The organism is Humiphilus diazotrophicus (assembly GCF_059726315.1).
Genome location: NZ_AP040870.1, coordinates 5,302,638 through 5,326,467 on the forward strand (window position 1 = coordinate 5,302,638; position 23,830 = coordinate 5,326,467).

At 50.9% G+C, this 23,830-nt stretch carries 19 protein-coding genes and 1 tRNA gene; 9 read left to right on the forward strand and 11 right to left on the reverse strand.

Annotated elements, in window-relative coordinates; genetic code table 11:
- Positions 1-3 precede the first annotated feature (3 nt).
- Positions 4-237: a DJ-1/PfpI family protein gene (locus tag AC6I7T_RS21950; RefSeq protein WP_497794636.1), complete on the forward strand. Its 234-nt coding sequence runs from the start codon at positions 4-6 to the stop codon at positions 235-237.
- Positions 238-347: 110 nt separating this feature from the next.
- Here AC6I7T_RS21950 and AC6I7T_RS21955 read toward each other — a convergent pair whose 3' ends face one another.
- Together AC6I7T_RS21955 and smpB are read right to left on the reverse strand one after the other, a co-directional pair.
- On the reverse strand, positions 348-1,853 hold the full coding sequence (locus AC6I7T_RS21955; RefSeq protein ID WP_497789811.1) for a leucyl aminopeptidase: 1,506 nt from the start codon (positions 1,851-1,853) through the stop codon (positions 348-350).
- Between the two features lie 56 nt (positions 1,854-1,909).
- Entirely contained in the window at positions 1,910-2,446 is a 537-nt protein-coding gene (smpB, locus tag AC6I7T_RS21960; protein WP_497789812.1) for an SsrA-binding protein SmpB, read from the reverse strand.
- Between the two features lie 215 nt (positions 2,447-2,661).
- Here smpB and AC6I7T_RS21965 point away from each other — a divergent pair, with 215 nt between their 5' ends.
- From AC6I7T_RS21965 to AC6I7T_RS21975, 3 genes are read left to right on the forward strand one after another with little or no spacing between them, the layout of a single operon-like run.
- A complete protein-coding gene (locus AC6I7T_RS21965) occupies positions 2,662-5,016 on the forward strand; it encodes a secretin GspD/PilQ domain-containing protein (protein WP_497789814.1) in 2,355 nt (784 codons plus the stop codon).
- Between the two features lie 16 nt (positions 5,017-5,032).
- Positions 5,033-5,509 carry a type II secretion system protein gene (locus AC6I7T_RS21970; RefSeq protein ID WP_497789815.1) on the forward strand — a complete coding sequence of 159 codons (477 nt, stop codon included), beginning with the start codon at positions 5,033-5,035 and terminating at the stop codon, positions 5,507-5,509.
- An 8-nt stretch (positions 5,510-5,517) separates the two neighbouring features.
- Complete coding sequence (locus AC6I7T_RS21975) at positions 5,518-5,937, forward strand: type II secretion system protein (protein WP_497789817.1); 420 nt, start codon at positions 5,518-5,520, stop codon at positions 5,935-5,937.
- A 613-nt stretch (positions 5,938-6,550) separates the two neighbouring features.
- On the opposite strand, the gene AC6I7T_RS21980 is transcribed toward AC6I7T_RS21975, so the two are convergent.
- Entirely contained in the window at positions 6,551-7,099 is a 549-nt protein-coding gene (locus tag AC6I7T_RS21980; protein ID WP_497789818.1) for a peroxiredoxin family protein, read from the reverse strand.
- 1,869 nt (positions 7,100-8,968) lie between these two features.
- Between AC6I7T_RS21980 and AC6I7T_RS21985 the strand changes: the two genes are divergently transcribed.
- On the forward strand, positions 8,969-9,817 hold the full coding sequence (locus tag AC6I7T_RS21985) for a flagellin (protein ID WP_497789820.1): 849 nt from the start codon (positions 8,969-8,971) through the stop codon (positions 9,815-9,817).
- 112 nt (positions 9,818-9,929) lie between these two features.
- Here the strand turns inward: AC6I7T_RS21985 and AC6I7T_RS21990 are convergent, their stop codons facing one another.
- The 3 genes from AC6I7T_RS21990 to AC6I7T_RS22000 form a co-directional block, all read right to left on the reverse strand.
- On the reverse strand, positions 9,930-10,547 hold the full coding sequence (locus AC6I7T_RS21990) for an FMN-dependent NADH-azoreductase (RefSeq protein WP_497789821.1): 618 nt from the start codon (positions 10,545-10,547) through the stop codon (positions 9,930-9,932).
- 323 nt (positions 10,548-10,870) lie between these two features.
- The gene (gene kdsB, locus AC6I7T_RS21995) at positions 10,871-11,620 is read right to left on the reverse strand and encodes a 3-deoxy-manno-octulosonate cytidylyltransferase (RefSeq protein WP_497789823.1); all 750 of its coding nucleotides are present in this window, start codon (positions 11,618-11,620) and stop codon (positions 10,871-10,873) included.
- 77 nt (positions 11,621-11,697) lie between these two features.
- Positions 11,698-11,774 (reverse strand) — tRNA-Met (locus tag AC6I7T_RS22000).
- A 240-nt stretch (positions 11,775-12,014) separates the two neighbouring features.
- Between AC6I7T_RS22000 and AC6I7T_RS22005 the strand changes: the two genes are divergently transcribed.
- The 4 genes from AC6I7T_RS22005 to AC6I7T_RS22020 all read left to right on the forward strand — a co-directional run bounded on the left by AC6I7T_RS22005 (position 12,015) and on the right by AC6I7T_RS22020 (position 19,197).
- Entirely contained in the window at positions 12,015-12,983 is a 969-nt protein-coding gene (locus AC6I7T_RS22005; RefSeq protein WP_497789824.1) for an ankyrin repeat domain-containing protein, read from the forward strand.
- Between the two features lie 167 nt (positions 12,984-13,150).
- Positions 13,151-14,377: a S41 family peptidase gene (locus AC6I7T_RS22010; RefSeq protein ID WP_497789826.1), complete on the forward strand. Its 1,227-nt coding sequence runs from the start codon at positions 13,151-13,153 to the stop codon at positions 14,375-14,377.
- Between the two features lie 253 nt (positions 14,378-14,630).
- Entirely contained in the window at positions 14,631-17,105 is a 2,475-nt protein-coding gene (locus AC6I7T_RS22015) for a PBP1A family penicillin-binding protein (protein ID WP_497789828.1), read from the forward strand.
- A gap of 55 nt (positions 17,106-17,160) precedes the next feature.
- On the forward strand, positions 17,161-19,197 hold the full coding sequence (locus AC6I7T_RS22020) for a fused MFS/spermidine synthase (protein WP_497789830.1): 2,037 nt from the start codon (positions 17,161-17,163) through the stop codon (positions 19,195-19,197).
- Positions 19,198-19,275: 78 nt separating this feature from the next.
- Here the strand turns inward: AC6I7T_RS22020 and AC6I7T_RS22025 are convergent, their stop codons facing one another.
- The 5 genes from AC6I7T_RS22025 to AC6I7T_RS22045 are packed head-to-tail and all read right to left on the reverse strand — an operon-like array spanning position 19,276 to position 23,797.
- Positions 19,276-20,418: a glycosyltransferase gene (locus tag AC6I7T_RS22025; RefSeq protein ID WP_497789831.1), complete on the reverse strand. Its 1,143-nt coding sequence runs from the start codon at positions 20,416-20,418 to the stop codon at positions 19,276-19,278.
- 16 nt (positions 20,419-20,434) lie between these two features.
- The gene (locus AC6I7T_RS22030) at positions 20,435-21,367 is read right to left on the reverse strand and encodes a DUF1186 domain-containing protein (protein ID WP_497789832.1); all 933 of its coding nucleotides are present in this window, start codon (positions 21,365-21,367) and stop codon (positions 20,435-20,437) included.
- 26 nt (positions 21,368-21,393) lie between these two features.
- Positions 21,394-22,353: a bifunctional riboflavin kinase/FAD synthetase gene (locus AC6I7T_RS22035; protein ID WP_497789834.1), complete on the reverse strand. Its 960-nt coding sequence runs from the start codon at positions 22,351-22,353 to the stop codon at positions 21,394-21,396.
- Positions 22,350-23,123, reverse strand: coding sequence for an MBL fold metallo-hydrolase (locus AC6I7T_RS22040; protein ID WP_497789835.1), 774 nt, complete (start codon positions 23,121-23,123; stop codon positions 22,350-22,352). The genes AC6I7T_RS22035 and AC6I7T_RS22040 overlap by 4 nt, the downstream gene beginning before the upstream one ends.
- Before the next feature lie 5 nt (positions 23,124-23,128).
- Positions 23,129-23,797 (reverse strand): DUF1844 domain-containing protein, encoded by a 669-nt coding sequence (locus AC6I7T_RS22045; protein ID WP_497789837.1) that lies wholly within the window; start codon positions 23,795-23,797, stop codon positions 23,129-23,131.
- Between the last annotated feature and the right edge of the window lie 33 nt (positions 23,798-23,830).

Consider the following 23,830-nt stretch of genomic DNA (forward strand, 5'->3'; position numbering starts at 1 on the left):
GCCATCTGCCACGGTACGTGGACATTGATCGAAGCCGATGCCGTGCGGGGACGGACAGTCACTTCCTGGCCATCCTTGAAGACAGATCTTCAAAACGCCGGGGCTCATTGGGTAGATCAGGCAGTTGTCACGGATAAAAACCTGATTACCAGCCGGAAGCCGGACGATATTCCTGCGTTTTGCGACAAGATTATTGAAGAGGTATCACAGGGAAACTATCTGAAAGCCGCAAGTTGAAAGCGTGGGTTTCTATTGTGAGGCTGATTTCATGAGAGTGTGGCCGTTCCATCAAAGAACGGCCGCACTCTTGTAATTCACCGATGCAGCGAACAAAAAATTCAAATGCTCTAGCTGCTGTAGCTGCGAACCCATTCCACAATGCTGCGAACGGAGATTCCCGAGGGACCTTTCGCAATCCAGGGTTTCTGATCTTCGATCCAGGCAGTTCCAGCGATGTCCAGGTGAATCCACGGTGTATCTTCCGCAAACTCCTTCAGGAACATGGCTGCTGTAATGGCTCCACCCCAGCGTCCGCCGGTGTTCATGATGTCGGCGATTCCGGAACGGATCAAATCCCGATATTCGTCTTCAACGGGTAGGCGCCAGAACTTTTCTCCTGAGTTTTCGAGCGCCTTAGCGAATTTCCCATAGGACTCGTCGTCATTTGAGAAGACTCCGGCATTGATATGGCCGAGAGCGACGACACAGGCCCCGGTGAGGGTAGCCGCATCGATCAAATGCGTCGCACCGAGCTGCTTGGCATAGGTGATTCCGTCAGCCAGAACCAGGCGGCCTTCCGCATCAGTGTTGATAATCTCGATGCTCTTGCCCGACATAGAAATCTGAACGTCCCCGGGCTTTTGGGCTTTGCCGGAAGGCATATTTTCAGTGGCGCAAACCACGCAGATGACCTTCACCTTGGGCTTCAGCTGGGAAATTGCCTTCATGGCTCCGATCATGGAGGCTCCGCCAGCCATGTCGTACTTCATCTTCTCCATGTTGTCGCCCGGCTTAAGGGAGATGCCACCGCTGTCAAAGGTAATGCCTTTGCCCACTAATCCTAGAACTGGCTCCTGAGGTGCACCTTCCGGCTCGTAAGTGAGTACGATCAGTGCCGGGGGTTCGTCTGAACCTTGGGCTACGCTCCAGAATGAGCCCATCTTGAGCTCTTTGATCTTTTCGGTGCTGTAGATTTCGCACTTCAGACCTTGCTCTTTGGCCATTGTGGCGGCGCGCTGCCCCATGATTGTCGGAGTCAGCTTATTCCCTGGTTCATTCACCATCGAGCGGGTGAAGTTCTGGGATTCTCCGAGGATCACTCCTTCGCTGTAGCCTGCTTCGGCTTGAGCCTTGTCTGCAGTCTTGGGCGCAAGAACTCGCAGGATATCGATGCTTTGATCTTTCCTGTCGGATTTATATGTATCCGGGTCAAAATCTCCAACGTAAGCACCCTCTACCACCGCTCGGACTGTGCCCTTGACGTCGAAGTCTTCCGGCACAACGATGGATACCTCTTTGATTCCGCGAGGTTTAGCAAAGCGGATAGCCGTTCCGGCACCTTTGCGGACTTCATGATTTCCAGCTTTGGATGCTTTACCCAGACCGATGATGAGAAGACGGGTAGCTTTCAGGGACTGCGGGGCGTGGAGAAGTAAAGTCTCCATCGATCCGGCCTTGAATTCTCCGTTTGCCAGAACAGACGCCGCTGCCGTTTGCAGTCCCTGATTGGACGTCAGGAGCAAGGGTTCGGGTTTGGCATCCGACCCTTTGGCGGTGGACTGGTCAACAGCGAAGACGGCGAGAAGTTCCGTCGCCTGATTCTGCGCTTCACTCAACAGTAGTTCTGTTTTCATAGTCCTCTTTCAGGTCACGCGGTGAACCGCGGAGAATCCTTATCTTGGGAGAGCTCTCACTGTCCGTTCCGGGCGCGATTTTGGGCAATAGCAGCTTTGGCTTCCTTATCTGCCTCGCGGCGGCGCTCTGTTTCTCGCTTATCCCAATCTTGCTTGCCCTTGGCTACGGCAATTTCGCATTTTACCCGGCCATTTCGGAAATAAAGACGGGTTGGGATGAGCGTAAAGCCCTTTTGCTGCGTCTTGCTGATTAGTTTGCGTAATTCTTCCTGATGCAGAAGGAGTTTCCGTGTGCGCAAGGCATCATGGTTGGAAATGTTGCCGTGCGAGTAGGGTCCGATATGGGCGTTCAGCAAAAATGCTTCGCCATCCTTGATAATTCCATAGGAGTCTTTGAGATTGGCTTTCCCCTCGCGGATGGACTTTACTTCTGTCCCTCGCAGGGCTACGCCAGCTTCAAATTTGTCCAACAGAAAATAGTTATGGCCCGCCGCGCGGTTTACCGCGGCGTCGCGACTGCCAGCTGCTACGGGATCACGGGGCTTGCTGGATTTCGGACCTGGAACGATGGAATGGCTGGATTGCCGAGACATAAAAATAATAAAAACGGAATTAACAAAAGACGAATAGACTCACGAAAGTCCATGGTAGCACTAGCATCCGTAATCTGTAGATCCTGGAACCACTTTGCTATAATCGGGCAGCATTGGGCAATGAATAGAACTGTTTCCCACGCAACAGGTGTGCCCGGCAGATCGCGCTTGTCCATCTCCTCTTCGGCTAAAGCCCTTTGCCATTCTGGAGTTTCATGAATCGCCGCACGTTGAATTGGTTTCTGGTAGTCATCCTTTGTCTTGGTGCCATGGCAGTGGCATCCCAGGCTCACGCTCAATCTGCAGCTACGCTCTATAAACGCGGAATTCTGGCCGAGGATAAGGAAGATCTGGATGCTGCCTACGAGAATTTCAGCAAGGCCCGGCAAAAGAAGCCTCAAGATCTGAGATACCGTGCCGCCTACTATCGCGCTCGGTTATCAGCAGCGGCTTTGCATGTGAAGCGTGGCGAGACTTTGCGGAGCCAGGGTGATGACACTAGAGCTCTCACGGAATTTCTTCGCGCTCTGGAAATTGATCCCAGCAACGAACTGGCGCAGCAGGACATCGTAGCCATTCGTCTGAAGATGGCTGCAGCACCGAGTAATCAAGAGAGTTCAGTGCCCCCTTCCAACCCGCTGGAGTCGGCAGGTTCTCCTCCAGAACTGAAGCCTGTCTCCAACGAGCCCATAACCCTGCATATGTCGGAGGATTCCAAGGTCGTTTATCAGGCAGTGGGCAAGGCTGCCGGAATCAATGTACTCTTCGATCCCGAATACAATTCGAAGAGAATCCTGATCGACCTTAATAATGTCTCGCTTTATGAGGCGTTACGTATTATTGGCACTATCTCAGGAACCTTCTGGCGTCCGGTAACTTCAAATACGATCTTCGTTGCACAAAATACCCGGGCCAAACGTACCGAACTGGATGAGCAGGCTGTTCAGACCTTTTATTTGGAGAATGCGTCTCAGCAGACGGACCTAAACGATGTTGTGACCGCACTGAGAAACCTGCTGACCAATGCCAGACTCTATGGTGTTCCCAGTCAAAATGCCATTGTCATGCGCGCGACTCCTGACGAGTTACTTCTGGCGCAGAAGTTGATTGACGATCTGGATCGAGCAAAGCCGGAAGTTGTCGTGGATGTTTCGGTCTTGTCCGTGAACAAGGACAAGATACGGAAGATCGGATTGAACATGCCGGGTAGTATTGCTTTTCAGTTGCAATCGGCTACTGCCTCAACTAGTGGCACTGGTACAGGTACAGGTACTGGGACCGGCACCACCAGCAATCTGACGTTGAATGATCTTGGAAACCTGAACGCCAAAAATTTTGCGGTAACCGTCGATAAGGCTACCGCCGACTTGATGCTGTCCGATTCCGATGCCAAGATTCTTCAGAATCCCAGAGTTCGTGCAACCGACGGGCAGAATGCCAAGCTAAAAATCGGATCTCGTATTCCTATCGCAACTGGTTCTTATTCGACTGGAACCACAGCGACTTCAGTTGCAGGATTGGTCAATACCCAGTTCCAGTACACCGATATTGGTGTAACAATCGAAATTACCCCGACAGTTCACTTCAATCATGACGTCACCTTGAAGGTAAAGGTAGAACTCACCTCTCACCTCTATGACACAACGATCAGTGGTATTTCCGAGCCTGTTATCGGTCAGAACTCGGTTGAACAGGTGGTTCGTCTTAAAGAAGGGGAAGTAAACATCCTTGCTGGCCTGCTAAACAAGACTGATAACCGGACAACAGGTGGCACACCTTTTCTGGGTGAGATTCCCATCCTGAAATATCTCTTTAGCTCAACCAACAAGGAAGTTCAGGACCAAGAGATTGTCTTCATGCTGACGCCACATGTGGTTCGTGCTTCGATCCTGAGTCCACTCAATCTACGCAGTATCGATACTGGGACAGGAACGAATGTTGAAATCCGGCATTTGCAACCAATCAGCATGGAAAAGCCGGAGTCACAGACTGCACCCCGATCCTCGACGAATCAGCCTGGGGGAACACCGCCCGGAGCTCGAATTCCTGCTGGGACACAGCCCGGTCAGTCCCAACAACCGGGGCAGCCTGGAGTTCCACCTGCCGCAGGGCCAGGAGTGCCTCCAGGAGCCTCAAATTCTCCAGCCCCTCCGGGAGAGCCGGTAGCATTCTCTCTGGTTGGGCCCCAAACGCAACAACCGGTGGGATCGACTTTTCAGGTAGCGGTCAATCTTGCCGGGGGAAAAGACGTCTTTTCCGTCCCCTTGCAGCTTCAATATGACGCTGCTCGCCTGACACTGGTGAATGTGGATTCCGGTAACTACCTGGGTAAAGATGGACAAGCCGTGGCTGTAGTTCATCGCGACGATGGAAATGGTGGTCTGGCTGTCTCTGCTTCCCGGCCGCCGGGAACCTCCGGGATTACAGGTACGGGAACGGTCTGTGTGCTTACCTTCCAGGCAAAGGCAGCAGGAGACGCATCCATTTCGATTACTCGCCCTGGTGCGGTCAATAGCGCACAGCAGCAACTTCCTGCGCGAGGCGCACAAGTGCTGCTTCATGTGAAGTAGAGGTGCAGTGGGCTCTATGACCGTTGATATGACCCGTTCTTCGAGACGTCGCCGTCAGGGAGGCCTGACGCTCGTAGAGCTTATTGTTACCGTCGCTATTCTGGCGATCCTGGCTGGAGCTGCTGTACCTATCTCGATCTTTAAGGTGAAACGGGAAAAAGAACGGGAGCTTCGGCGGGATCTTTGGGAGATGCGTGATGCCATTGACCATTACAAGGACGCGTCTGACAAAGGACTCATTATGACGAAGGTGGACAGCTTCGGCTATCCGCCAGATCTGGAAACCTTGGTTAAAGGAGTGGACATTCAGAGTCATAAAGTGAAATTTCTGCGCCGAATTCCTGTCGATCCTTTGACCGGCCAGTCGGATTGGGGGCTGCGTTCCATGCAGGATGATCCCAACAGTTCGTCTTGGGGTGGACAGAATGTATTCGATGTCTTTTCAAAATCGACAGGTACTGCCCTGGACGGAACGAAGTACTCAGAGTGGTGATGGGAAAGATGAAAACAACACGGCAGCGCAAGGGGGGCTCGTCTCGTTCCTCCGGCTTTACTCTGATCGAACTGATGGTCGTCATGCTCATCATCGGTGTGCTTGTGGCCATTGCCGTGCCGAATTACATCTCGTCCATTAAGGCCGCAAAGGAAGCAGTGCTTAAGGAAGACTTGCACGTCTTAAGACAGGCAATCGACTCCTATACGATGGATAAGGAGAAAGCTCCTCAATCTCTCGATGATTTGGTGCAGGCTGGTTATCTCAAAAAGATACCTGAAGATCCTATGACCCACCGCACTGACACTTGGGTTCCAGAGCAAAGTGATGCACTACATAGCCTCGACCAGACTGATCCTGGTATTGATGATGTGCACAGTGGGGCGCAAGAGACCGGAAGTAATGGCCAGCCTTATTCCACCTGGTAGTTGGAATAAGGCCGTATCTGGATACAGTGTTTGAACTGTGTCGAATGAGTCTGTTCAAAGATAGCTTGGCTCGGTGGGCTGTCTATCAGAAATATGCGATGGCGAGGACGACTAAGTACTTTATCCCGTCTTCAACGGTTTCATTGAACATAAGAAGAGGAGGGGTAATCCTAAGGCCTAGGCAGAATTTCCCCCTTCTCTGGAGTTCGAATCATACATCTCTCTGCTTAATGGTCACGACTACAGTATGGATTCTGCTCTGTACGGAAAGATGATAAGTGCGCCGTTTGCTTCCGACGATCTTGATCTGATGGTAAACAGTCCTTCCTTGCATCTATGGCATGCGGCTGTTAGTAGGTTTTCATGGCGTTCGTAGCTTTCACAACTAGTTTTTGCGGGACAAGACAAATCCTGTGTGCGATCTCCATTGGAAAGTTTTGGCATTCAAAACAGATGTTGCGATACTGTTATATAGATTAATCGGGTCTGCTGCTGTCTCCCTATTCCACGGTGTGTGGAGTGCTAAGATCCCATTGCCAGAAGAATGGTCATTATCTATTCAGATACGACATTTATAACTGTCGGTTATCTCTGTATTTGATTTTTTGTACTTTTAAGGCTGTGCAATATCGGGTAATCGCAGATGAAATATTCCTTCTATTTCTGTTCGGTTGCTCCCATCGTAAGCTCCTATCCAGTGCTGTTCAACTTGGCCTTCTGTATTGACGAGAAATGTTTGCGGTGTTCCAGTTAGCTCAAGATCGCGAGTGATGTTTTCAGATTTGATGACAAATATAGTGCTATCTGGCAAGTGCGTCTTTGCCGAAAATTCATCTAGATGATTTGCTTGTGACGATAAAACGACAACCCTTATCCCCCTTGAGGGGAGGCTGCGTGCAAGTGTGTTGAAGCTTGCAGCGTTTGCGCTACACCACCTACACGCGGGATTTATATAGTAAATGAGCGTCGGTCTATCTGCGCGAAGGGAAAAAGTGTGAGGGTTGCCCGACAGATCAGTTGCCTGAAAAGAGTCAACACGCCTTCCAATTATGTTGTCATGGTGCGGCGGTCCCTGTATTGCTTTTAGCCTCCATGCTAGGGAAAGATTTATCCCAAGAGAAGCAGTCAAAATAACCAAGACAAAAACGAATGAACGAGGCATTAGGCACTCCTTTACGTGCAGGGGAAACTACCCACTAGATCAGCCATTCGAAGTATCGGCTTTGCTTTTCGAGATGGAGAGCCCCTGAGATAAGCTTTCAGGAGCTCTGTTCTATGCCATTGTGTATCTGTTATAACGTGCACGATCCACAATAGCTCCAGTGTGGGGTCCCTCCTGCTGCAGTGCAGAGCATGCCCATTCGTGTGCCTGTACTACAGGAATAGCAAGTTCCTACACTAAAAAAGTTGCCCCCCATCGTGCATCCAGATGCTTGTGCACTTGCTGTGTATGGAGTAATAGAGAGGTATAGTGCTAATGTTAAGAGCGATAGCCCCGATGCTCCTATGTACATTACCTTATCGCTGAATTTCACTGTGTATTCTCCTTTAGTTCATAAACACAGCTAGGGAAAAGCAGCGGAAGCCAAGTACAACAAGAAAAATACTTCTTGAAGACACATGGAGAAAAGATCCTGCGGCTCTGTCCCGTACCATACGGGTTTCTGCAGTGAATCTATTCTGTATGCATAGCTTTGTACTCTTGCCTGAAGTTGTTGTCAAATTAAGCGATCTTAGGGGCTGGACGTTGTCTCTCGGATTGGCTAGGTTGTACGTGTAAGATGCCAAGATAGATTGGTCCCGCTGTCATTTGTGTTATTTACAACTGTCATAATTGACAAGTATCTTCTTGAGCGCTATAGTTCCGGCGAAGGTTTGTTATCTCATTCTCTTCCCAATCTGAATCAATGGCTAGTTCAAGTATCTGGGGTAGGAGCTTGGTCTCATCTTTGTGTTAGTAACCTATAGGGGTTGCTATTTCTGTTGAAGAACAAGGGCTTTAATTCGTTACCCATCACGTGATGATATATGCGGACATCTTGCTGCTATTTGTATCGCCAGACTTTTTAAATGCCTTATTAATAACGTCGTCGTGACAAGTCGAAGTGATAGATCGGATAACAACTATCAGTATAGTTGTGGCAGACTTTTCGGAGCTTATGTAGTCAACTTCAATGTTGATATTGCTCTACCACCCGGGTGTACAACGAGTGTGGTACTGGCTGCTCCTGTACCAGTGGTAGATCACGAGTACATGCTGAGGACGGACGTCGCCCATTATGCTTAATGCTCTATTCCCGAGGTTCGCCATAGATCTTTCGAATTTAGTCATTCTGGAGCGGAACCAAGGTTACAGTGTTCGATCCGGCAAGGGTTAAGTGCAGCTTTTCTGGTAAGAAACAAACCTGCGTTTTCGCGATCTGAGGTCGGTCTCACCGGTGCCAGACTTGACGGAAAAGCTGCGCAGTCCTCTGTGGCTTGTGGATACAGCTACCCTGGTTCCGTTCTAGCCTTGAAGCTTTCGCTTTACTTTGGCTACGACTTGAAAGATCTCCAGACAGCTATTTAGACTCAGAAATGACCAGAATGTCCTTCTTTGGGATCGAACTGTTTAATTTTGGGAAACATGCTTGTAAGTTTTTCTTCGAAAGATCGTTAATGATTCTTGGTAAATTCCTAGTCTTGTCTCTCTGATTTTGAGAAGAACCTAATACTTCTTTGGCCGTTTCTCTTGCTTTGATTGGGACACTCTATTCTTTTTCCTCGTAGGCCCAGTTGTCCGATAACTCTGACGCGATTCCTTTGCTGTTTGTGTCAATCTGCCTGAAAATGGCAGCTTGAATGTGGATGCAATAGAAAATCTTAATAAGAAATCCATAAGTCTTATGTACATAAGTGCTTGATTCTTATAAATTTGTACGAATTTTAGTTGGTAAAGGGTTTGATAACAGTTCCGATACAGAGGATGAAACAAGAACGTCCTCACCCCCGCTGGGCGTAAATGTCTTCGTGTTTGAGGATAAAAACTGTTATGAGCTTATTGAATATGCGGGAGAATATTCCCGCACTCTATACCGAGGGACTATTAGCCTCCAACTATCGGAAACAGCAGTCCGCAATACAGCAGATTGCAACCGGGGAGCGCATTAATTCGAGTGCAGACGACGCTGCCGGTCTCTCTCTGGTGGATAGGCTGAAAGCTAGCGGTTTAGCTATGGCTCAGTCTGAGTCGAATGCTGTAGAAGGCGTAGATCTACTGCAAGTTGCCGATCAGACTCTCGCGCAAGTAACAAACATGCTTACCAGGGCCATCACCCTTGCTACTGAGGCTTCCAACGGAACGCTCAATGGCGCGCAGGAATCTGCTGCCAACAGCGAGTATCAGAAGATCTTACAGGAGATAGATAAGCTCGGTACGAATACCACCTACAACACAATACAAATTTTCAGCGGCAATGCAGCCGGAATCGACATCTTCACAACCTTCGGAACTTATAGTAGTGGGAGCGGACAGATAACGAATGTTGTCTTTGACAAGCTCGCTTCCAATTCCGTAGGCTCTGTCGATCTTTCCACTACAGATCTATTGACACAGACGAACGCGCAACAGGCGCTTACAAGTGTTACGCAGGCCGTTACCAGTGTTGCTGCGCAAAGAGGGTATCTTGGCGCCAAAATGAACACACTCGATGCAACGCATTCTGTTCTGCAAACGGGTGTTGCGAATCTAGAGCGAGCTCAGGATACAGTGGAAGCTACCGATTTCGGATCGGCTACCTCGGATATGTCCAAATACCAAATCCTGTGCCAATCAGCGGTTTCTGCGTTGGCTCAATGCAACAACATCCGGAAACAGGTGGCGAACCTGCTGACACAGTAGTTCCGATTCCGCGGAGGCCTGGTGCTGGAGAGACACAGCATTCACCGAGGTTCTGCATCGTGTCTTCTTTTGAAGGGGCAGTACCTAGATACTGCCCCTTAGCTCAGATCTGCTACCTGATTCGTAGGGGCTGCTCTGTAAGCCACTCTTGTGCAGTTTCGCGTGAGACCCTGGCAACTTCCGGCGTCATACCTTGGTTTTCCGCATTGACAAAACGAATATCGCGAAGTCCAAGTAGACGGAAGAAGGCCCGTAAATAAGGCTCCTGAAAATCGAACATCGCCGATCCGTACTCATATGAGCCGCCACGGGAGGTGAAGATTACCACCTGCTTGTTTGGGCTTAGCAGGCCAACGGGGGCTGTGTTGGTGAATTTGAAAGTGCGATCAAGTCGAGCGATTTGATCGATCCAGGCCTTTAGCGAAGCTGGAACGCTCAAATTCCACATCGGAGCAGCAATAACCAACACGTCGGCCGCAATCAATTCATCGACCAGTTGGTCTGAGACGGATAATGCGGCGCGTTGTTCTGGAGTGCGATTTGCCTCAGGCGTATAAGCTGCCTCAATCCATGCCTCATCAAGCAACGGAACGGGCTCTATGCTTACGTTACGACGGATGACGATTCCGTTTTCATGTCCTGATTGCCAGTGATCGATAAAACGCTCAGCCAGGTTTGTCGATACAGAAGTGGCTCGTGGACTGGCTTCGATTGCTAACAGCGTTGCCATTTTCAAAGAGTCCTCCCAGGGGAACGTTCAATGGATACCTCACAGAGGCCCTCTCTAGCAAGAGTCCTTTATCCTTTCTCCTCAAAACTTTTCTGATTCCCATTCCGGCGCTACATACTTCGGAGTCTTGTCTGCTTTTGGGTGTGATCCAACCAGAATACGGTTGTGCTTTGACGGGAAGGCGGCGAAGGCCTAGCTTCTAACCTCATGAACTTCAGGAGTTTTGTTTATGTTGATCGCTCATAGGGGGAAAAACCTCAGATGAGCGAGATAACTCGACGGCTCTCCGAGATGCTCGGAAAGCACGGCGAGGATGGTGTCTTCTAGATTGCCTGCTTTTTGAGGAGTTGGGCTTCGGCTGCCAGCAGATCCTTTTCGGTATCGACGCCTACGGTGTCGTAAGGAGATTCGGCTACATACAAGGGAATTCCGTTTTCGAGCAATCGAAGTTGCTCCAGCTTCTCGATTTGCTCCAGTTGCGACGGCGGAAGCATTGAGAAGCGCTTTAGAGCTTCCTTGCGATAGGCGTAAAGTCCCAGATGTTTGCGATAGCCTTTGAAGCCGCTCACGTCCCGGTCGTATGGAATAGCTGCCCGGGAGAAGTAGAGAGCCTTCCCGTCGTTTGCCGTAACCACCTTAACTACATTGGGGTTGATTACGTCTTCGTCCGAACAGGGAACTGAGAGGGTTGTTACCTGCGCCTCGGTCTTTTGGAAGGGCGATAAGAGCGCTTCTATATGGCCGGGTTGCAGGAGTGGCTCGTCCCCCTGAATATTGACGTAGATCTCAGCGTCAATCGACTGGGAGATTTCATAGACACGATCACTTCCGCTTGCACAAGTCGGGGATGTGAGCCGGGCTTCAATCTCGCGGGAGCGGCAGATCTCCAGAACCTCTTCTGAATCCGTTGCGACAACAACATAGTCAAGCAGGGGAGAGGCCTTTGCGGCACGATATACCCACTCAATGAGCGGACGTCCAGCAAGCATACGCAGGACTTTACGCGGCAGGCGTGTCGAACCCAGTCGTGCGGGAATGACTGCAGTAATCCGAAATTCCGATTGGTTGTCCAAGCTCCAAGTGTATGAGATTAAAGGCTGGAGTGAAAGTGGTCAGAAGATTTTCAGGCTGAACTTAAGGAGGGGGTAGGTGGTGCCTGGGGGCGGGATCGAACCGCCGACCTTGGGGTTATGAATCCCACGCTCTAACCATCTGAGCTACCCAGGCTTAGCATCTAGATTATCAAAGATTAGCGACCTTGGGAAAGGGCTGGACGCAGCATCTACACAGGTTCGCTCCATAGAGAATACATGGCCGAATTGTGGATAATAGGGCAGACCCGGCACTGAAGTGCCTTATCGGGTATCGATAATTGCGGCTCTCCCCCGGTCTACACCCGGGCAGGTTCTAAATCTCTGTTTTTTGTCAGCAGTTTGCATTCCACTTCAGACATCTCAGCTGATGAATATGCTTGATGAGAAATCGGCTTCTTCGGTCTTCGAATCGTCTGCCGATGCGATCGTTGCGGGCGAAATTACCTTCCTTCAGCGTCAATTGCAGGAGAATCCCGGATTAGTTCACGCACGTTCTTCCAGAGAACATCGAGCTACGTTATTGCACTATGTCGCGGCTAATGGAGTAGAGGACTATCGCCAGCGAACACCGTCGAATGCCGTACAGATAGCATCGTTCCTACTCGCTTCCGGCGCAGAGGTGAATGCAGAGGCGGATCTCTATGGCGGAGGGGCTACAGCTCTCGGGCTGGTAGCCACAAGCGTCCATACTGAGCGGGCTGGATTACAGGAAGAGCTTATGCAGGTGCTGCTGGATTATGGTGCCCGTATTGAGTCGCCAGTCGGGAGCGGCATTATCAACAGCTGCCTGGCGAATGGCCGGAAAGGTGCCGCCGAGTTCTTGGCGAAGCGAGGAGCGAGGGTGGATCTCGAGGCGGCAGCTGGATTGGGCCAGCTCGATCTTGTCCAAAGCTATTTCGACAACGACGGGAAGCTGGGGAAAGAGGCATCGAAGGCGCAGATGCATAGGGGGTTTCTCTGGGCCTGCGAGTATGGCCGTACTGCTGTCGTCGATTTTCTCTTAGGGAAGGAACCGGATTTTCATGAGCAAGCAGGAACCGGGCAAACCTGTCTGCATTGGGCTGTGATCGGTGGTCATGTAGAGATTATCCAGAGGTTGGTTGAAAGTGGAGCCTCCCTGGAAGCTCGTAATTCATATGGCGGTACGGCTCTAGGGCAGGCTTTCTGGTCGCTTGCAAATAACGATTATGGGACGAATCACGTCCCCGTTATCGAAGCCTTGCTGGAATCCGGGGCCAAGATCGAAAAGGGATCATTGAAGTGGCTGGAGGAGCAAAGAATCAGTCCCCCAGCGAAAAAGCAACTCATGGGATTGTTTCGGAGCTATGGTGCTGATTCCTGAGCTCGCGAGAGCAGGCTTTCAATGGTAATTATCAGAAAAATTGAAGGTTAATGGCGGCTCACTCTCCAAATTCCTGATATGCGGAAGAAGTCTCCGCTCCGAGTCCTATTGGGATTTTCGAAAGCGAATCCTTCACGGAGCCCAACGAGAATTTCGTAGATTGGGATATGATTCCGGTATCGGTGGAGAAATCCAGCCGTCCAATAGTTATGTCGAAAACCTTCAAGCGTTTTGTACTCGGAATCTCCCTCGTCCTCATAGCCGTCATCTTTGTTGGCGGATTCGGCTTGAAAGGTGTTCGAGCCGGTAGCCAGAAGGATGGCGCCTACCAGGAGATTGAGGTCTATAGCGAAGTTCTCAAGAAGATCCAGACCGACTACGTCTCCGAACCCAGTATTAACAAGGTGACCAACGGAGCGCTTCACGGTCTGCTCGAATCGCTGGATCCGAACTCCAGCTACCTGACTCCGGAAGAGTACAAGATCTATAAAGAACACATGTCCGAGGGTAGTGCTCAGGTTGGACTCAACATGTCCAAACGCTCCGGATATGCGGCAGTTGTTTCGGTACTTCCGGGTAGTCCTGCAGACAAACAGCAGATTCAGGACGGAGACATTATCGAGTCGATCGATAATCAGAGCACCTATGAGATGTCCTTGGCTCTGATTCGTCTATTGTTGGAAGGCAAGCCTGGAACCAACGTTACGATCTCTGTAATACGTCCTCGGAAGCCGGATCCTGAGAAAGTCACTCTCACCCGCGCCGCAGTTTCTGTACCACCACTCGGCGAGCAGCAGTATGAAAGCTCGACGATTCTCTATCTCAAGCCCATTGTTTTGAACGAAGAGCGGGTGAAGGAGATGGAGTCCCGTATCAAAAATATGGGGCATAACGGTAATAAGAAAATATTGCTCGATTTGCGCGATGTGGCTGAAGGCAATCAGGCTCAGGCAGTGCGGTTAGCGAATGATTTTCTCTCCACCGGAACTATCGCTACGCTGGAAGGACAAAAGTTTGCCCGCCAGGTCTTTACCGCCGATTCTTCCAAGACCCTTACCCCGGCACCGCTAGTCGTACTGGTAAATCATGGGACTGCGGGACCTGGAGAGCTGGTTGCTGCAGCAATCATGGATAACAAGCGCGGTGATGTGGTTGGTGATCGCACCTTCGGAGACGGTACTGTTCAGAAGACGATTGAGCTTCCCAATGGATCTGCTGTGATTCTCTCAATCGCGAAGTACTCAACTCCTTCGGGAAAGAAGATCCAGGACGATGCCGTTACCCCGAATGTTGTAGTTGCTTCGAATGACGATAACGACGATGAGGGGAAAAATGGTCCAGCTGCAGATGATCAGCTGAACAAGGCTCTGGAGCTTCTCAAGAAGAAAGCTTAGAAGACGCCCTCTATAGGACTAAATGCCTGCCGATATTGACGTTATCGGCAGGCATTTCCCGTTTTTGTCCCATATCTGGAATGACCGAATCACATGATGCTATTGGAAGCACTCTGTGTCCGGGAACGGGGAAACTGGGTGCCTGTCCATGCTATCCTCGGCATCAGGCGGATCTATTTCATTGCCTTCTTTTCGCCAAGATACGGTTCCCTCGCGTAGTCGAGAATTTCGTCCTCCTGCTGCAAGAACTCCCATGTCCTCATCCTCCGGAGGTGGAGCTCCAAGGCACCGGAAAATTGCCGGCAACTTTGCGCTGATCGCATTGTTGTTACTGGCCGTTGTCGCCGGTTCTCTCAGTGGGCTGATGATGGTGTATTCCGTGGATCTTCCACAGATCCATGACTTGGAACGGTATCGTCCCAGTACTACGACAGATCTCTACGATGTGCACGGGCGAATCTTCGGCTCCTTTGCTCTAGAGCGGAGAATCGTCGTAAATTATGACGATTTTGCACCTGTTCTGCGACAGGCTGTTATCTCTATAGAAGACAAGAACTTCGAGAGCCATTGGGGTATCAATGTCTTCCGAGTTTTGGGAGCAGCGATTCGTGATCTGACGTCCAATAATCGCGCTCAAGGCGCATCGACCCTAACCATGCAGCTGGCCCGCAATCTTTTTCTTTCCGCGGAGCGCAGTTTCGGTCGCAAGCTGCAAGAGATTTTTCTCACCATTCAGATTGAGAGAACCTTCACCAAGCAGCAGATCTTTACCCTTTATGCCAATCAGATTTACCTCGGACATGGCATGTATGGCTTTGAAGCAGCTTCACAGTATTACTTCAGCAAGCATGCGAAGGATCTGAACCTTACGGAAGCTGCTCTGCTGGCTGGGTTGCCCAAGGGGCCCGTTGGCTACTCGCCGATTCTTAATCCGGACAAGGCCCTCCGCCGCCGCAATCTGGTGATCAACAACATGCTGGAGGATGGAGTCATTACGGCTGCTCAGGCAAACGCAGCGAAGGCCGCTCCGTTGGGGCTTCATCTTCAGACTCCTCCTAACTCGGTTGCACCCTGGTTCGTAGAGGAAGTTCGCCGGACGCTTGAAAAGAAATTTGGTACGGAGCAAGTGCATGCTGCCGGGCTCCGCGTCTATACCACGCTTGATCTGGATCTGCAGACGGTTGCTAACCGCGCTGTTCTTCAGGGATTGGCTACCTATGAGCGGAGACATGGCTGGAAGGGACATCTTCTGAATGTGTATGCTGCCGGATATTCTCCCGAGCAATTCCGGCATCCTGACTGGTCAACGCCTCCCGATCCGGGACGCTATGAGCATGTGTTGGTCACCGGAGTTCTTCCGTACCAGATCACAGCGCGAATAGGGGACCACCAGCTTGTTCTAACTCCTGAAGATTGGACCTGGACTGGCGAGAAGATGGCTGACGCCTTCATCAAGCCCGGGGACATCCTTTATGTCCATTTGGCCGATAAACAGCAGGGGCCGGTTTTGCACGGAACTCTGGAGCAGGATTCCGGTGCAGAGGGTGCCTTGCTGGCAATGGACAATGCTTCGGGCGATGTCCTGGCAATGGTGGGCGGACGCGATTTCAATCTATCCCAATTCAATCGCTCGACACAAGCCGAACGTCAGACCGGTTCTTCTTTCAAGCCGTATGTCTATGCGGCAGCAGTAGAAGAAGGTGCCAAGCCGGAAGACACCATCCTGGATACTCCTGTCAGCTTCGGGTCTTATACCCCGCACAACTATGACGGGAAATATCTGGGAGCCATCTCCTTGATGCATGCCTTTGCGGATTCCCGGAATATTCCAGCCTTGAGGCTTGCCGAGCGGGTAGGTATTCACAAGGTCATTGCAACGGCACATCAATTCGGCATCACGAGCAATATCCCTGCATTTCTTCCCGTGGCTCTGGGATCGGTGGAAGTAACTTTGGCCGAGCAGGTGGCGGGATACTCGGTGTTTCCCAATGACGGTATTCGCCTTACGCCTCGGCTAATTCGTAAGGTAACAAATTCTGACGGGATCACTGTGATGGAAGATCCTCCGCAAGTGGCTGAGGCGACCAGTGCAAAGACAGCACGAGTCATGATGTCGATGTTGCGGGAAGTAACCCGGAGCGGTACGGGGGCAGCAGCTTCGACATTGAATCATCCTTTCGGAGGCAAGACAGGTACTACTAACGATTTCACCGATGCATGGTTTATGGGCTTCTCTCCTTCTGTTACCTGTGGCGTTTGGGTTGGATACGATAGCCGTCAGTCGTTGGGCGAGAAGGAGACAGGAGCACGCGCTGCACTACCAATCTGGATGGAGTTTATGAGGGCCGCTATTTCAGGAAGAGATGGAGAAAACTTCCTGATGGACACGAGTCCTCTCCCTAAAGAGGAGCCGCAAGCGCAGCAACCCGTGGGACAAACTCTGCCCGCAACAGCCACGCCTCAGGCACCAACCCAGCCACAGCCTGCGATGAACGTAGCTCCGAAACCTGCGGCTACTTCCATACAGAAACCCGTGGCAAACGAAAGTCCTAAACCAGCCACCGCTGCTGCACCGCGTTCGTCTGCCGCCAATTCTCCTGCTTCGGCGACAAAGCCAACTACGCCTGCATCTGCACCCATTCGGCGAACTCCTCCGGTACCGCCTGCGCCTAAAGCGGCACCACCACCACCTCCTCCGGCGCCCAGACCGACTTCTTTTCGCCAATAACAGGGCAAAATCTCATTGGACTTGCCGCTTCGTTTAGAATGCGAGGCGAATCACTATGTCCTTGTCACGATTGCTCTATGGTGGAACTATCTTTCTCGGAGCGTTCCTTCTCTTCCTTGTTGAGCCTATGGCGGCGAAGCAACTGCTCCCCCATTTAGGCGGATCTTCAGCTGTTTGGATTACCTGTCTGGTGTTCTTTCAGGTGGTTTTGTTTCTGGGTTACCTGTATGCCCATTGGCTGACGAGGAACAAAAGCCAGAGAACTCCTGCGCTTATCCACTCTGTATTCCTTGCACTATGTGGGATTGTGGTTGTTCTGCAATTCCATCCCGTATTACCTCATGCAGAGATGTGGCCCGTTACAGCTATCTTTCTTGGCCTAGGGGCCGCAATAGGACTGCCGTTTCTGGCCTTATCGGCGACCAGCCCCTTATTGCAGGTTTGGATGGCCCAAACGGAAGGCAACAAAGTTCCGTATAAGCTTTTCGCTCTTTCGAATCTTGGATCGTTGCTGGCCCTTGGTTTTTATCCAACCTTGATTGAGCCTCGGATTTCGCTAGGTAATCAATGGCTGCTATGGCGTTTGGGTTTTCTGTTCTATTTATTCCTTTGCGTCCTGGTGGCCTGGAGAACAAAGAACGTATCCGATATTGCTGCGAATCCAGAAAATGAAGGCCAGCAAGTTGAACCGTCCGTTTCCAGGAAGAGTCATCTCCTCTGGTTCCTGTTGCCTGCAGCAGCTGCAGTGCAGCTGTGTGCGATCACCAGCCATCTGAGCCAGAACATTGCCGCTATCCCACTACTGTGGATTGTTCCGCTTGCCGTCTATCTGCTGACCTTTATCCTCGCATTTGAGTTTCCATGGCTTTATCGCCGTGCAATTGTCATTCGCCTGCTTGTCGTTTTTCTTGCAGGCTTGGGGTATGCACTCTCCAAGGCGTATACCCACATCCCAATCTCTATAAGCATTACATTCTTTCTCATCGAGCTTTTTGTGGCCTGTTATTTTTGCCATGCTGAACTGCATGCGCTTAGGCCACATGGAGTCAGGCAGGCCACGACCTTCTATCTGATGATTGTCGCTGGAGGAGCAGCTGGCACCTTCTTCGTCGGGATTGTCAGTCCACTATTGTCCAGCTCAAATTACGATGTGCCTCTGTCGTTCTTTGCTGTGGCCGCGCTTGCGCTGATAGTTACCTGGGAGGATGGATGGGCACAGCGTCTGTTGTGGTCCGCTGGGACGGTAATGCTGATCGTCTTGATAGGCATGCTCCACATTGCTTATGGACGAAATGTTGTCGTGACAGTGCGGAATTTTTACGGTGTACTCCGGGTAAAGGAATCTCATCTCCCGGCTACCGCGGGCACGACCCGCACATTGGTGAATGGAGCAATCGAACATGGAACCGAATGGTTTGCTCCTGAGTTTCGCGATAAACCGACAACTTATTATGCCGAGGATTCAGGTGTGGGGCTGGCTCTGCGCTTTTGTTGCGGCGATGCTTCTCGCAAGATCGGAGTGATTGGATTAGGAACTGGAACTCTGGCTGCTTACGGGAAACCTGGCGACCGCATCTATTTTTACGAGATCAATCCGATGGTCGAGCGGTTGGCCCGTCACTTCTTCACTTACATGCATGATTCTCCTGCAAAGATAGAAGTTGTCGATGGAGATGCCCGGCTTTCGCTAGCGAATGCGCAGCCAGAGAATTTTAACGTGCTGGTTGTGGATGCTTTCTCTGGCGATGCCATTCCTGTCCATCTGCTGACGAAAGAGGCAATGGATCTTTATCGGAGACATCTGGCTGCTAACGGGATTCTGGCTTTTCACATCTCCAACCAGTATCTGAACCTTGCACCGGTAGTCCTTCGTTTAGCTCAGTCTTCGGGGATGAAGACCAAGGTCATTCATTCTTTCAATAACGATAGTAAAGGTGAGTTCTCGGCAACCTGGGTATTAGTATCCAATAACGATGTTTTCTGGGCGCAACCTGAGGTAGCGCAGACAGTGACAGAGAATCCCACGATGACAAACGTGAGGTTATGGACAGATAACTACTCCAGCTTATTGCCCATTCTTCGGCACCAGTAATCGGGTGGAGGTTCTGCTCAGTTAGAGAGCACTCACGAAGTTGAGCAATAGTCGAAAATGAAGTCCCTCGATTTGCTGCTACCGTGTTTGAATTTCATTCTGCTCGGGATAGACGCGATCTTTCCAAGCTCCGCCCTTTCCTCTGTAGTGGCGGATTGCGGATGCGATGGTAGCTGCGAGGTAATAAAGACCGATGAGTGGCAGGGCTAGTCCCCAGAAGGGCAATCGGCGATAGCGCTGTAGCGTTGGTAGAAAGCTGAAAGCCATCATTCCCCAAGCGATCATTCCGAGAATGATCTTCCAGCCATGAGCAAACAACAGTAGCGGCGGGGCTAGATAGATAAGTAGCATGCCAACACAGGTACCCAGCAGCAGCAATGGAGAGTGATTGAGCTGCACGTAAGCTGTGCGAGCAATCATATTCCAGATCTCGTCGGAGTCTTTATAGACTCGCAGGCTTGTTGCCTCTTCGGAATGTCCGAGCCAGATCTTACCTATACTCTTAACTTCGCGAGCAAGAGCAACGTCGTCAATCAGATTATGACGGATGCGATTGACTCCGTCGATGCGATCGAGTGCAGAACGGGAGACGAGAATCGTTCCACCTGCTGCTGCCGCTAACTTCTTCTTCGAATTGTTAGCCCATGCGAAGGGATAGAGCATCTGGAAGAAGAAGATAAATGCAGGAATCAGCGCTCGTTCCGGTAATGTTTCGCAATGAAGCTTCACCATCTCAGAGACAAGATCGAGATTCTCCGATTCTGCTTTTGCTACTAGACTCGAGATATGGCTCGATGCGTGGGCGATGTCTGCATCGGTCAGGAGTACATAGTCTGCCTGCATGGCGTCGGGATGCTGTAGGCCCTGAGAAACAGCCCACAGTTTCCCGCTCCAGCCTGGAGCAAGCGGTTTTCCTTGAAGAATCGTTAGCCGGGAATCTAGCGAAGCCAGATTATGTGCTATCTCGCCGGTTCCATCTGTGCTGTTGTCATCTACAAGGATGATGGATAACTTTCCCGGATAATCTTGCGCCAGGAGAGATGTGAGTGTCCGCTGAATGGACTCAGCTTCATCACGTGCGGGAATAACAACCGCGATTTTTGCTTTGCCACTCGGTCGTTTGTGACCTTGTAAAACAGGTGTAGATCGCCAGAAATTTCCGTGACAAACGAGAAGCCAACACCAGATAGAAAAAGTTGCAATAGCAAGAACACTCATCATAAAAAGTGAATTGGCCTCAATTTTGCTTGTCTATGCAGCATTTTTTGTATTTCTTTCCGCTGCCGCAGGGACAAATCTCATTCCTGCCCACTTTGGGCTGAGTTCTGACAAAGGGCATTGCCTGTTTATCCCACTCTAGAATCGTAGACAACGGCACGTCTTCCATTTCGGATAGCCAGGCTTCATCGATGTCTTCATCGTCTATTTTCGATTGATCTTGGAAGCATTGCATCCAGTTCATCGATTTTTCGACATCATTGATCAAGTGGTAAGTGGACGAAAATTTGCGCAACGAGACTTCCTTATCCTCAACCAGTGCCTTTTTAACTTCTTCCCAGTTCATGAACGTCGGATCTGTCAAGTTTCGATCGAAGGCCTTTCGGATTTCCGAAAAGGCCTCTTGGGGATGTAAATCGACGCATGCACCTACGAGTCCATCCCATTGCGCTCCGGGTGTGGGGTCAAGACGCTGGAATAACTTTAGGAAGTAATCCATCACGGAATCCCGTTCCAAAACTTTTTCGGTCACCAGGAGCACTAATGTGTCCATTGCAACCGAGCGTACATACTCGTCGCCTGCTTCGTTTTCAATGAGCTGCTTGATCCCGGAAAGGTTGCCATCGTAGACGGAGGCCAATATAGCTGCCAAATCCATCGTGGCGACGTCGCCAGCTATTGCATCCGGAGTATCTGGGGGACCGGAAAAAATCTTTACCAGTAGAGGGTAGGCTCTTTTCTCGCGAAAGGAAGCCAGCAGGTACATGGCAAAGATGTGCTCCATTGTGGCGTCGTTCCCGATAACGCGACTGGGGTCTTTAGCCACATCTTCAAGCACATTAAGAAGGATAGGAGTCAACTCTTCCCGTCGCGCAATTGCTTCCGCGGTGAGAGTAGTAGGAAACGAACCGCGGTGTTTATCGAGCGCGGCAAGAAGTTCCTTGGGTTGCATGGCCAATCTCCTATTAAAGAGCTTCACTATCTGGATGGTTTGGTCAAAGACTTCATCAGAGCAAAGTAGCGCCGGGAACGGGCGACGTCTTTCATAATCTGCTCTTTTAAGGCTTCGGGAGAGGGCCACTTCTTTTCTCCACGCAGTCTATGGAGGAAGCTGACTTCGACAGGTGTTGCTTCGGTTATTTCTATCTCATGGAAGTTTAAGATGTGTGATTCAATGGCGAAAGATTCTTCTCCGAAGGTAGGACGATAGCCGGCGTTTGTGACGGCTTCAAAGCGCTCATCGCCGATTCTTACGTTTGTTACATAAACTCCTGCACCCGGCAATAGTTCATTGTAGGGGGCGAGATTGACCGTCGGTACGAGCAACTTTTTGCCGACGCCGCGCCCACGAGCCTGAGTGGAACCGATTTTGAAAGGACGGCCCATGAGCGAACGGGCTTGACTGAGATCTCCCGTACTGATCAGTTCACGAATTCGCGTACTCGAAACCACCGTGCCGCGCAATGTAAGCGAGGAGTGAATGTGTACTCCAAAGCCGAATTCCTGACCAAACTGCTTGAGTTCCTGGACGCCTGCTTCAGCACGGCGTCCAAAACGGAAGGAATCTCCTTCATAGACCTCTACCGCATGAAGACCGTCGCGAAGGACCGTTGCTGCAAAGTCTCTGCCACTGGTTTGAGCTAATTCGTGATTGAAGGGGAGCACGACAACAGCGTCGACTTCTGTTCCTGCCAGTAGGCGGATGCGCAGATCGAGAGGAGTAATTAGCTTCGGTGCCTTATCTGGGCGGAGAAACTGTAACGGATGCGGATCGAAGGTAACAACGACAGAGCGTCCTTGTAGCTCCTGAGCTCTTTGGCGCAAATCGGAAAGAACTGCCTGGTGGCCGCGATGGACCCCATCGAAATTGCCAATAGTGACTACAGACGGGCCGAAGCCCGTGGGTATTTCTGCGAGGCTGCGGAAAACGTGCATCATGCGATGGTGAAGGGAACCTTTAGTCCGTCGTAGGCCAACCACATGCCTTCGGGAAGAGTATTTTGAGTTTCGATGTGACCCAAATCATGTGACATGTGGGTGAAGTAAGTTTGTTGCGGTTGAATCTTACGCGACCACTCAATAGAAGATGGCAAAGCTGAATGGCTGGGATGATGTTTGCGCCGTAGCGCATCGAGTACCAGCACTTCCAGGTCGTTCAGGAGAGGAAGGCTTTCATCCGGAATAACACTCATGTCTGTCAGATATGCAGCTTTTCCGAAGCGAAAGCCCGCTACCTCCAGATCTCCGTGAAGTAAACGGATGCGCTGAAAGGGAATACCGAAGATCTCGACGCAGTCGTCTAGGCGCTTCAACTCTACACGGGCGCGGTTCACGTAGGTAGCGTCGGGTGCAAAGGTATAGTCGTAGATCTTTTCGAGTACCTGTGCTGTTGCTTCTTCTGCGTAGAGAGGTATTTTGCCTTCCCGCAAGAAACTCAGAGGGCGAAGATCGTCGAGTCCGAGAATGTGATCGGCATGGGCGTGGGTGTAGAACACCGCATCGACATGCCGGATTTTGTTTCGCAGTGCCTGCTCACGAAAATCCGGACCTGTATCGATAAGGACGCAGTGATCTGCCCACCTGACCATTACGGACGGGCGTAGGCGTTTATCTCTAGGGTCGGTAGAAGTACATACTCTACAGTCACAGCCCAGGGTGGGAACTCCCATCGAGGTACCGCTGCCAAGAAAGACTAGTTCTCCCTCCATCGGTGTTAGCGCTTACCTCCCGGAGGCGGTTGCGTGGCCGATTTGGAGATCATGTTGGTCAGTTCCAGGAAGTTCATTCGCAGCTCAAATAGAGCGCTCTGCGCCATGCTGTCTTCCTTTTCACTCAGATTTCCCTTTGTCTTCTCGACTAGAACACTCATAAGGTCAACAGTCTGGCGAGCTCCGAGGATATCGACACGAGGCCGCTCACCCTCAGGAGTTCCGGCTCCCATCTGCATCATGGCCGAGAGATAGAGCTGCTGAACCAGATGCTCGAAGGTGATCTGCTGAGAAGATGGCATTCCTGGATTCGCAGCCCGAAGCATGTTGTCCAAATCTGCAGTGGACTTTTCGTAGTCGGATTGTTGCTTGTTTCTCTCTTGCACGCTCGGGGGCGGTGGAAGCTCGGGATCGTTGTCTTCGTCGAGTTCTCCCTCGACTTCGATCGCTTCTTCCTCATGCGCAGGGCTGGGCATGGTGATCAGGCGCGGGCCGTTGCTGTGAGGCGTATCGCTCTCCGGTTGTTGTTCCTTCTGCGGCTCTTCTGCCTGCTCTTTTGCCTGTGTTGATGGCGCCTGTTCTTGCGATGATTGTTCTTGTTCGTTACGGAGAATTCCGTCCATCGTGAACTTGCGGCGGTCAACAACGGTGAATTTGGAGGGGGTATCGCTCATTTCGAATCTCTCTTCCTAACACTCTATTTCGTT

Excerpts from the sequence above, each read along its gene's own strand:
- AC6I7T_RS21955 (WP_497789811.1), bottom strand. The coding sequence starts at position 1,853 with ATGAAAACAGAACTACTGTTGAGTGAAGCGCAGAATCAGGCGACGGAA.
- smpB (WP_497789812.1), bottom strand. The coding sequence starts at position 2,446 with ATGTCTCGGCAATCCAGCCATTCCATCGTTCCAGGTCCGAAATCCAGC.
- AC6I7T_RS21965 (WP_497789814.1), top strand. The coding sequence starts at position 2,662 with ATGAATCGCCGCACGTTGAATTGGTTTCTGGTAGTCATCCTTTGTCTT.
- AC6I7T_RS21970 (WP_497789815.1), top strand. The coding sequence starts at position 5,033 with ATGACCGTTGATATGACCCGTTCTTCGAGACGTCGCCGTCAGGGAGGC.
- AC6I7T_RS21975 (WP_497789817.1), top strand. The coding sequence starts at position 5,518 with ATGAAAACAACACGGCAGCGCAAGGGGGGCTCGTCTCGTTCCTCCGGC.
- AC6I7T_RS21980 (WP_497789818.1), bottom strand. The coding sequence starts at position 7,099 with ATGCCTCGTTCATTCGTTTTTGTCTTGGTTATTTTGACTGCTTCTCTT.
- AC6I7T_RS21985 (WP_497789820.1), top strand. The coding sequence starts at position 8,969 with ATGAGCTTATTGAATATGCGGGAGAATATTCCCGCACTCTATACCGAG.
- AC6I7T_RS21990 (WP_497789821.1), bottom strand. The coding sequence starts at position 10,547 with ATGGCAACGCTGTTAGCAATCGAAGCCAGTCCACGAGCCACTTCTGTA.
- AC6I7T_RS22005 (WP_497789824.1), top strand. The coding sequence starts at position 12,015 with ATGCTTGATGAGAAATCGGCTTCTTCGGTCTTCGAATCGTCTGCCGAT.
- AC6I7T_RS22010 (WP_497789826.1), top strand. The coding sequence starts at position 13,151 with ATGATTCCGGTATCGGTGGAGAAATCCAGCCGTCCAATAGTTATGTCG.
- AC6I7T_RS22015 (WP_497789828.1), top strand. The coding sequence starts at position 14,631 with ATGTCCTCATCCTCCGGAGGTGGAGCTCCAAGGCACCGGAAAATTGCC.
- AC6I7T_RS22020 (WP_497789830.1), top strand. The coding sequence starts at position 17,161 with ATGTCCTTGTCACGATTGCTCTATGGTGGAACTATCTTTCTCGGAGCG.
- AC6I7T_RS22025 (WP_497789831.1), bottom strand. The coding sequence starts at position 20,418 with ATGATGAGTGTTCTTGCTATTGCAACTTTTTCTATCTGGTGTTGGCTT.
- AC6I7T_RS22030 (WP_497789832.1), bottom strand. The coding sequence starts at position 21,367 with ATGCAACCCAAGGAACTTCTTGCCGCGCTCGATAAACACCGCGGTTCG.
- AC6I7T_RS22035 (WP_497789834.1), bottom strand. The coding sequence starts at position 22,353 with ATGATGCACGTTTTCCGCAGCCTCGCAGAAATACCCACGGGCTTCGGC.
- AC6I7T_RS22040 (WP_497789835.1), bottom strand. The coding sequence starts at position 23,123 with ATGGAGGGAGAACTAGTCTTTCTTGGCAGCGGTACCTCGATGGGAGTT.
- AC6I7T_RS22045 (WP_497789837.1), bottom strand. The coding sequence starts at position 23,797 with ATGAGCGATACCCCCTCCAAATTCACCGTTGTTGACCGCCGCAAGTTC.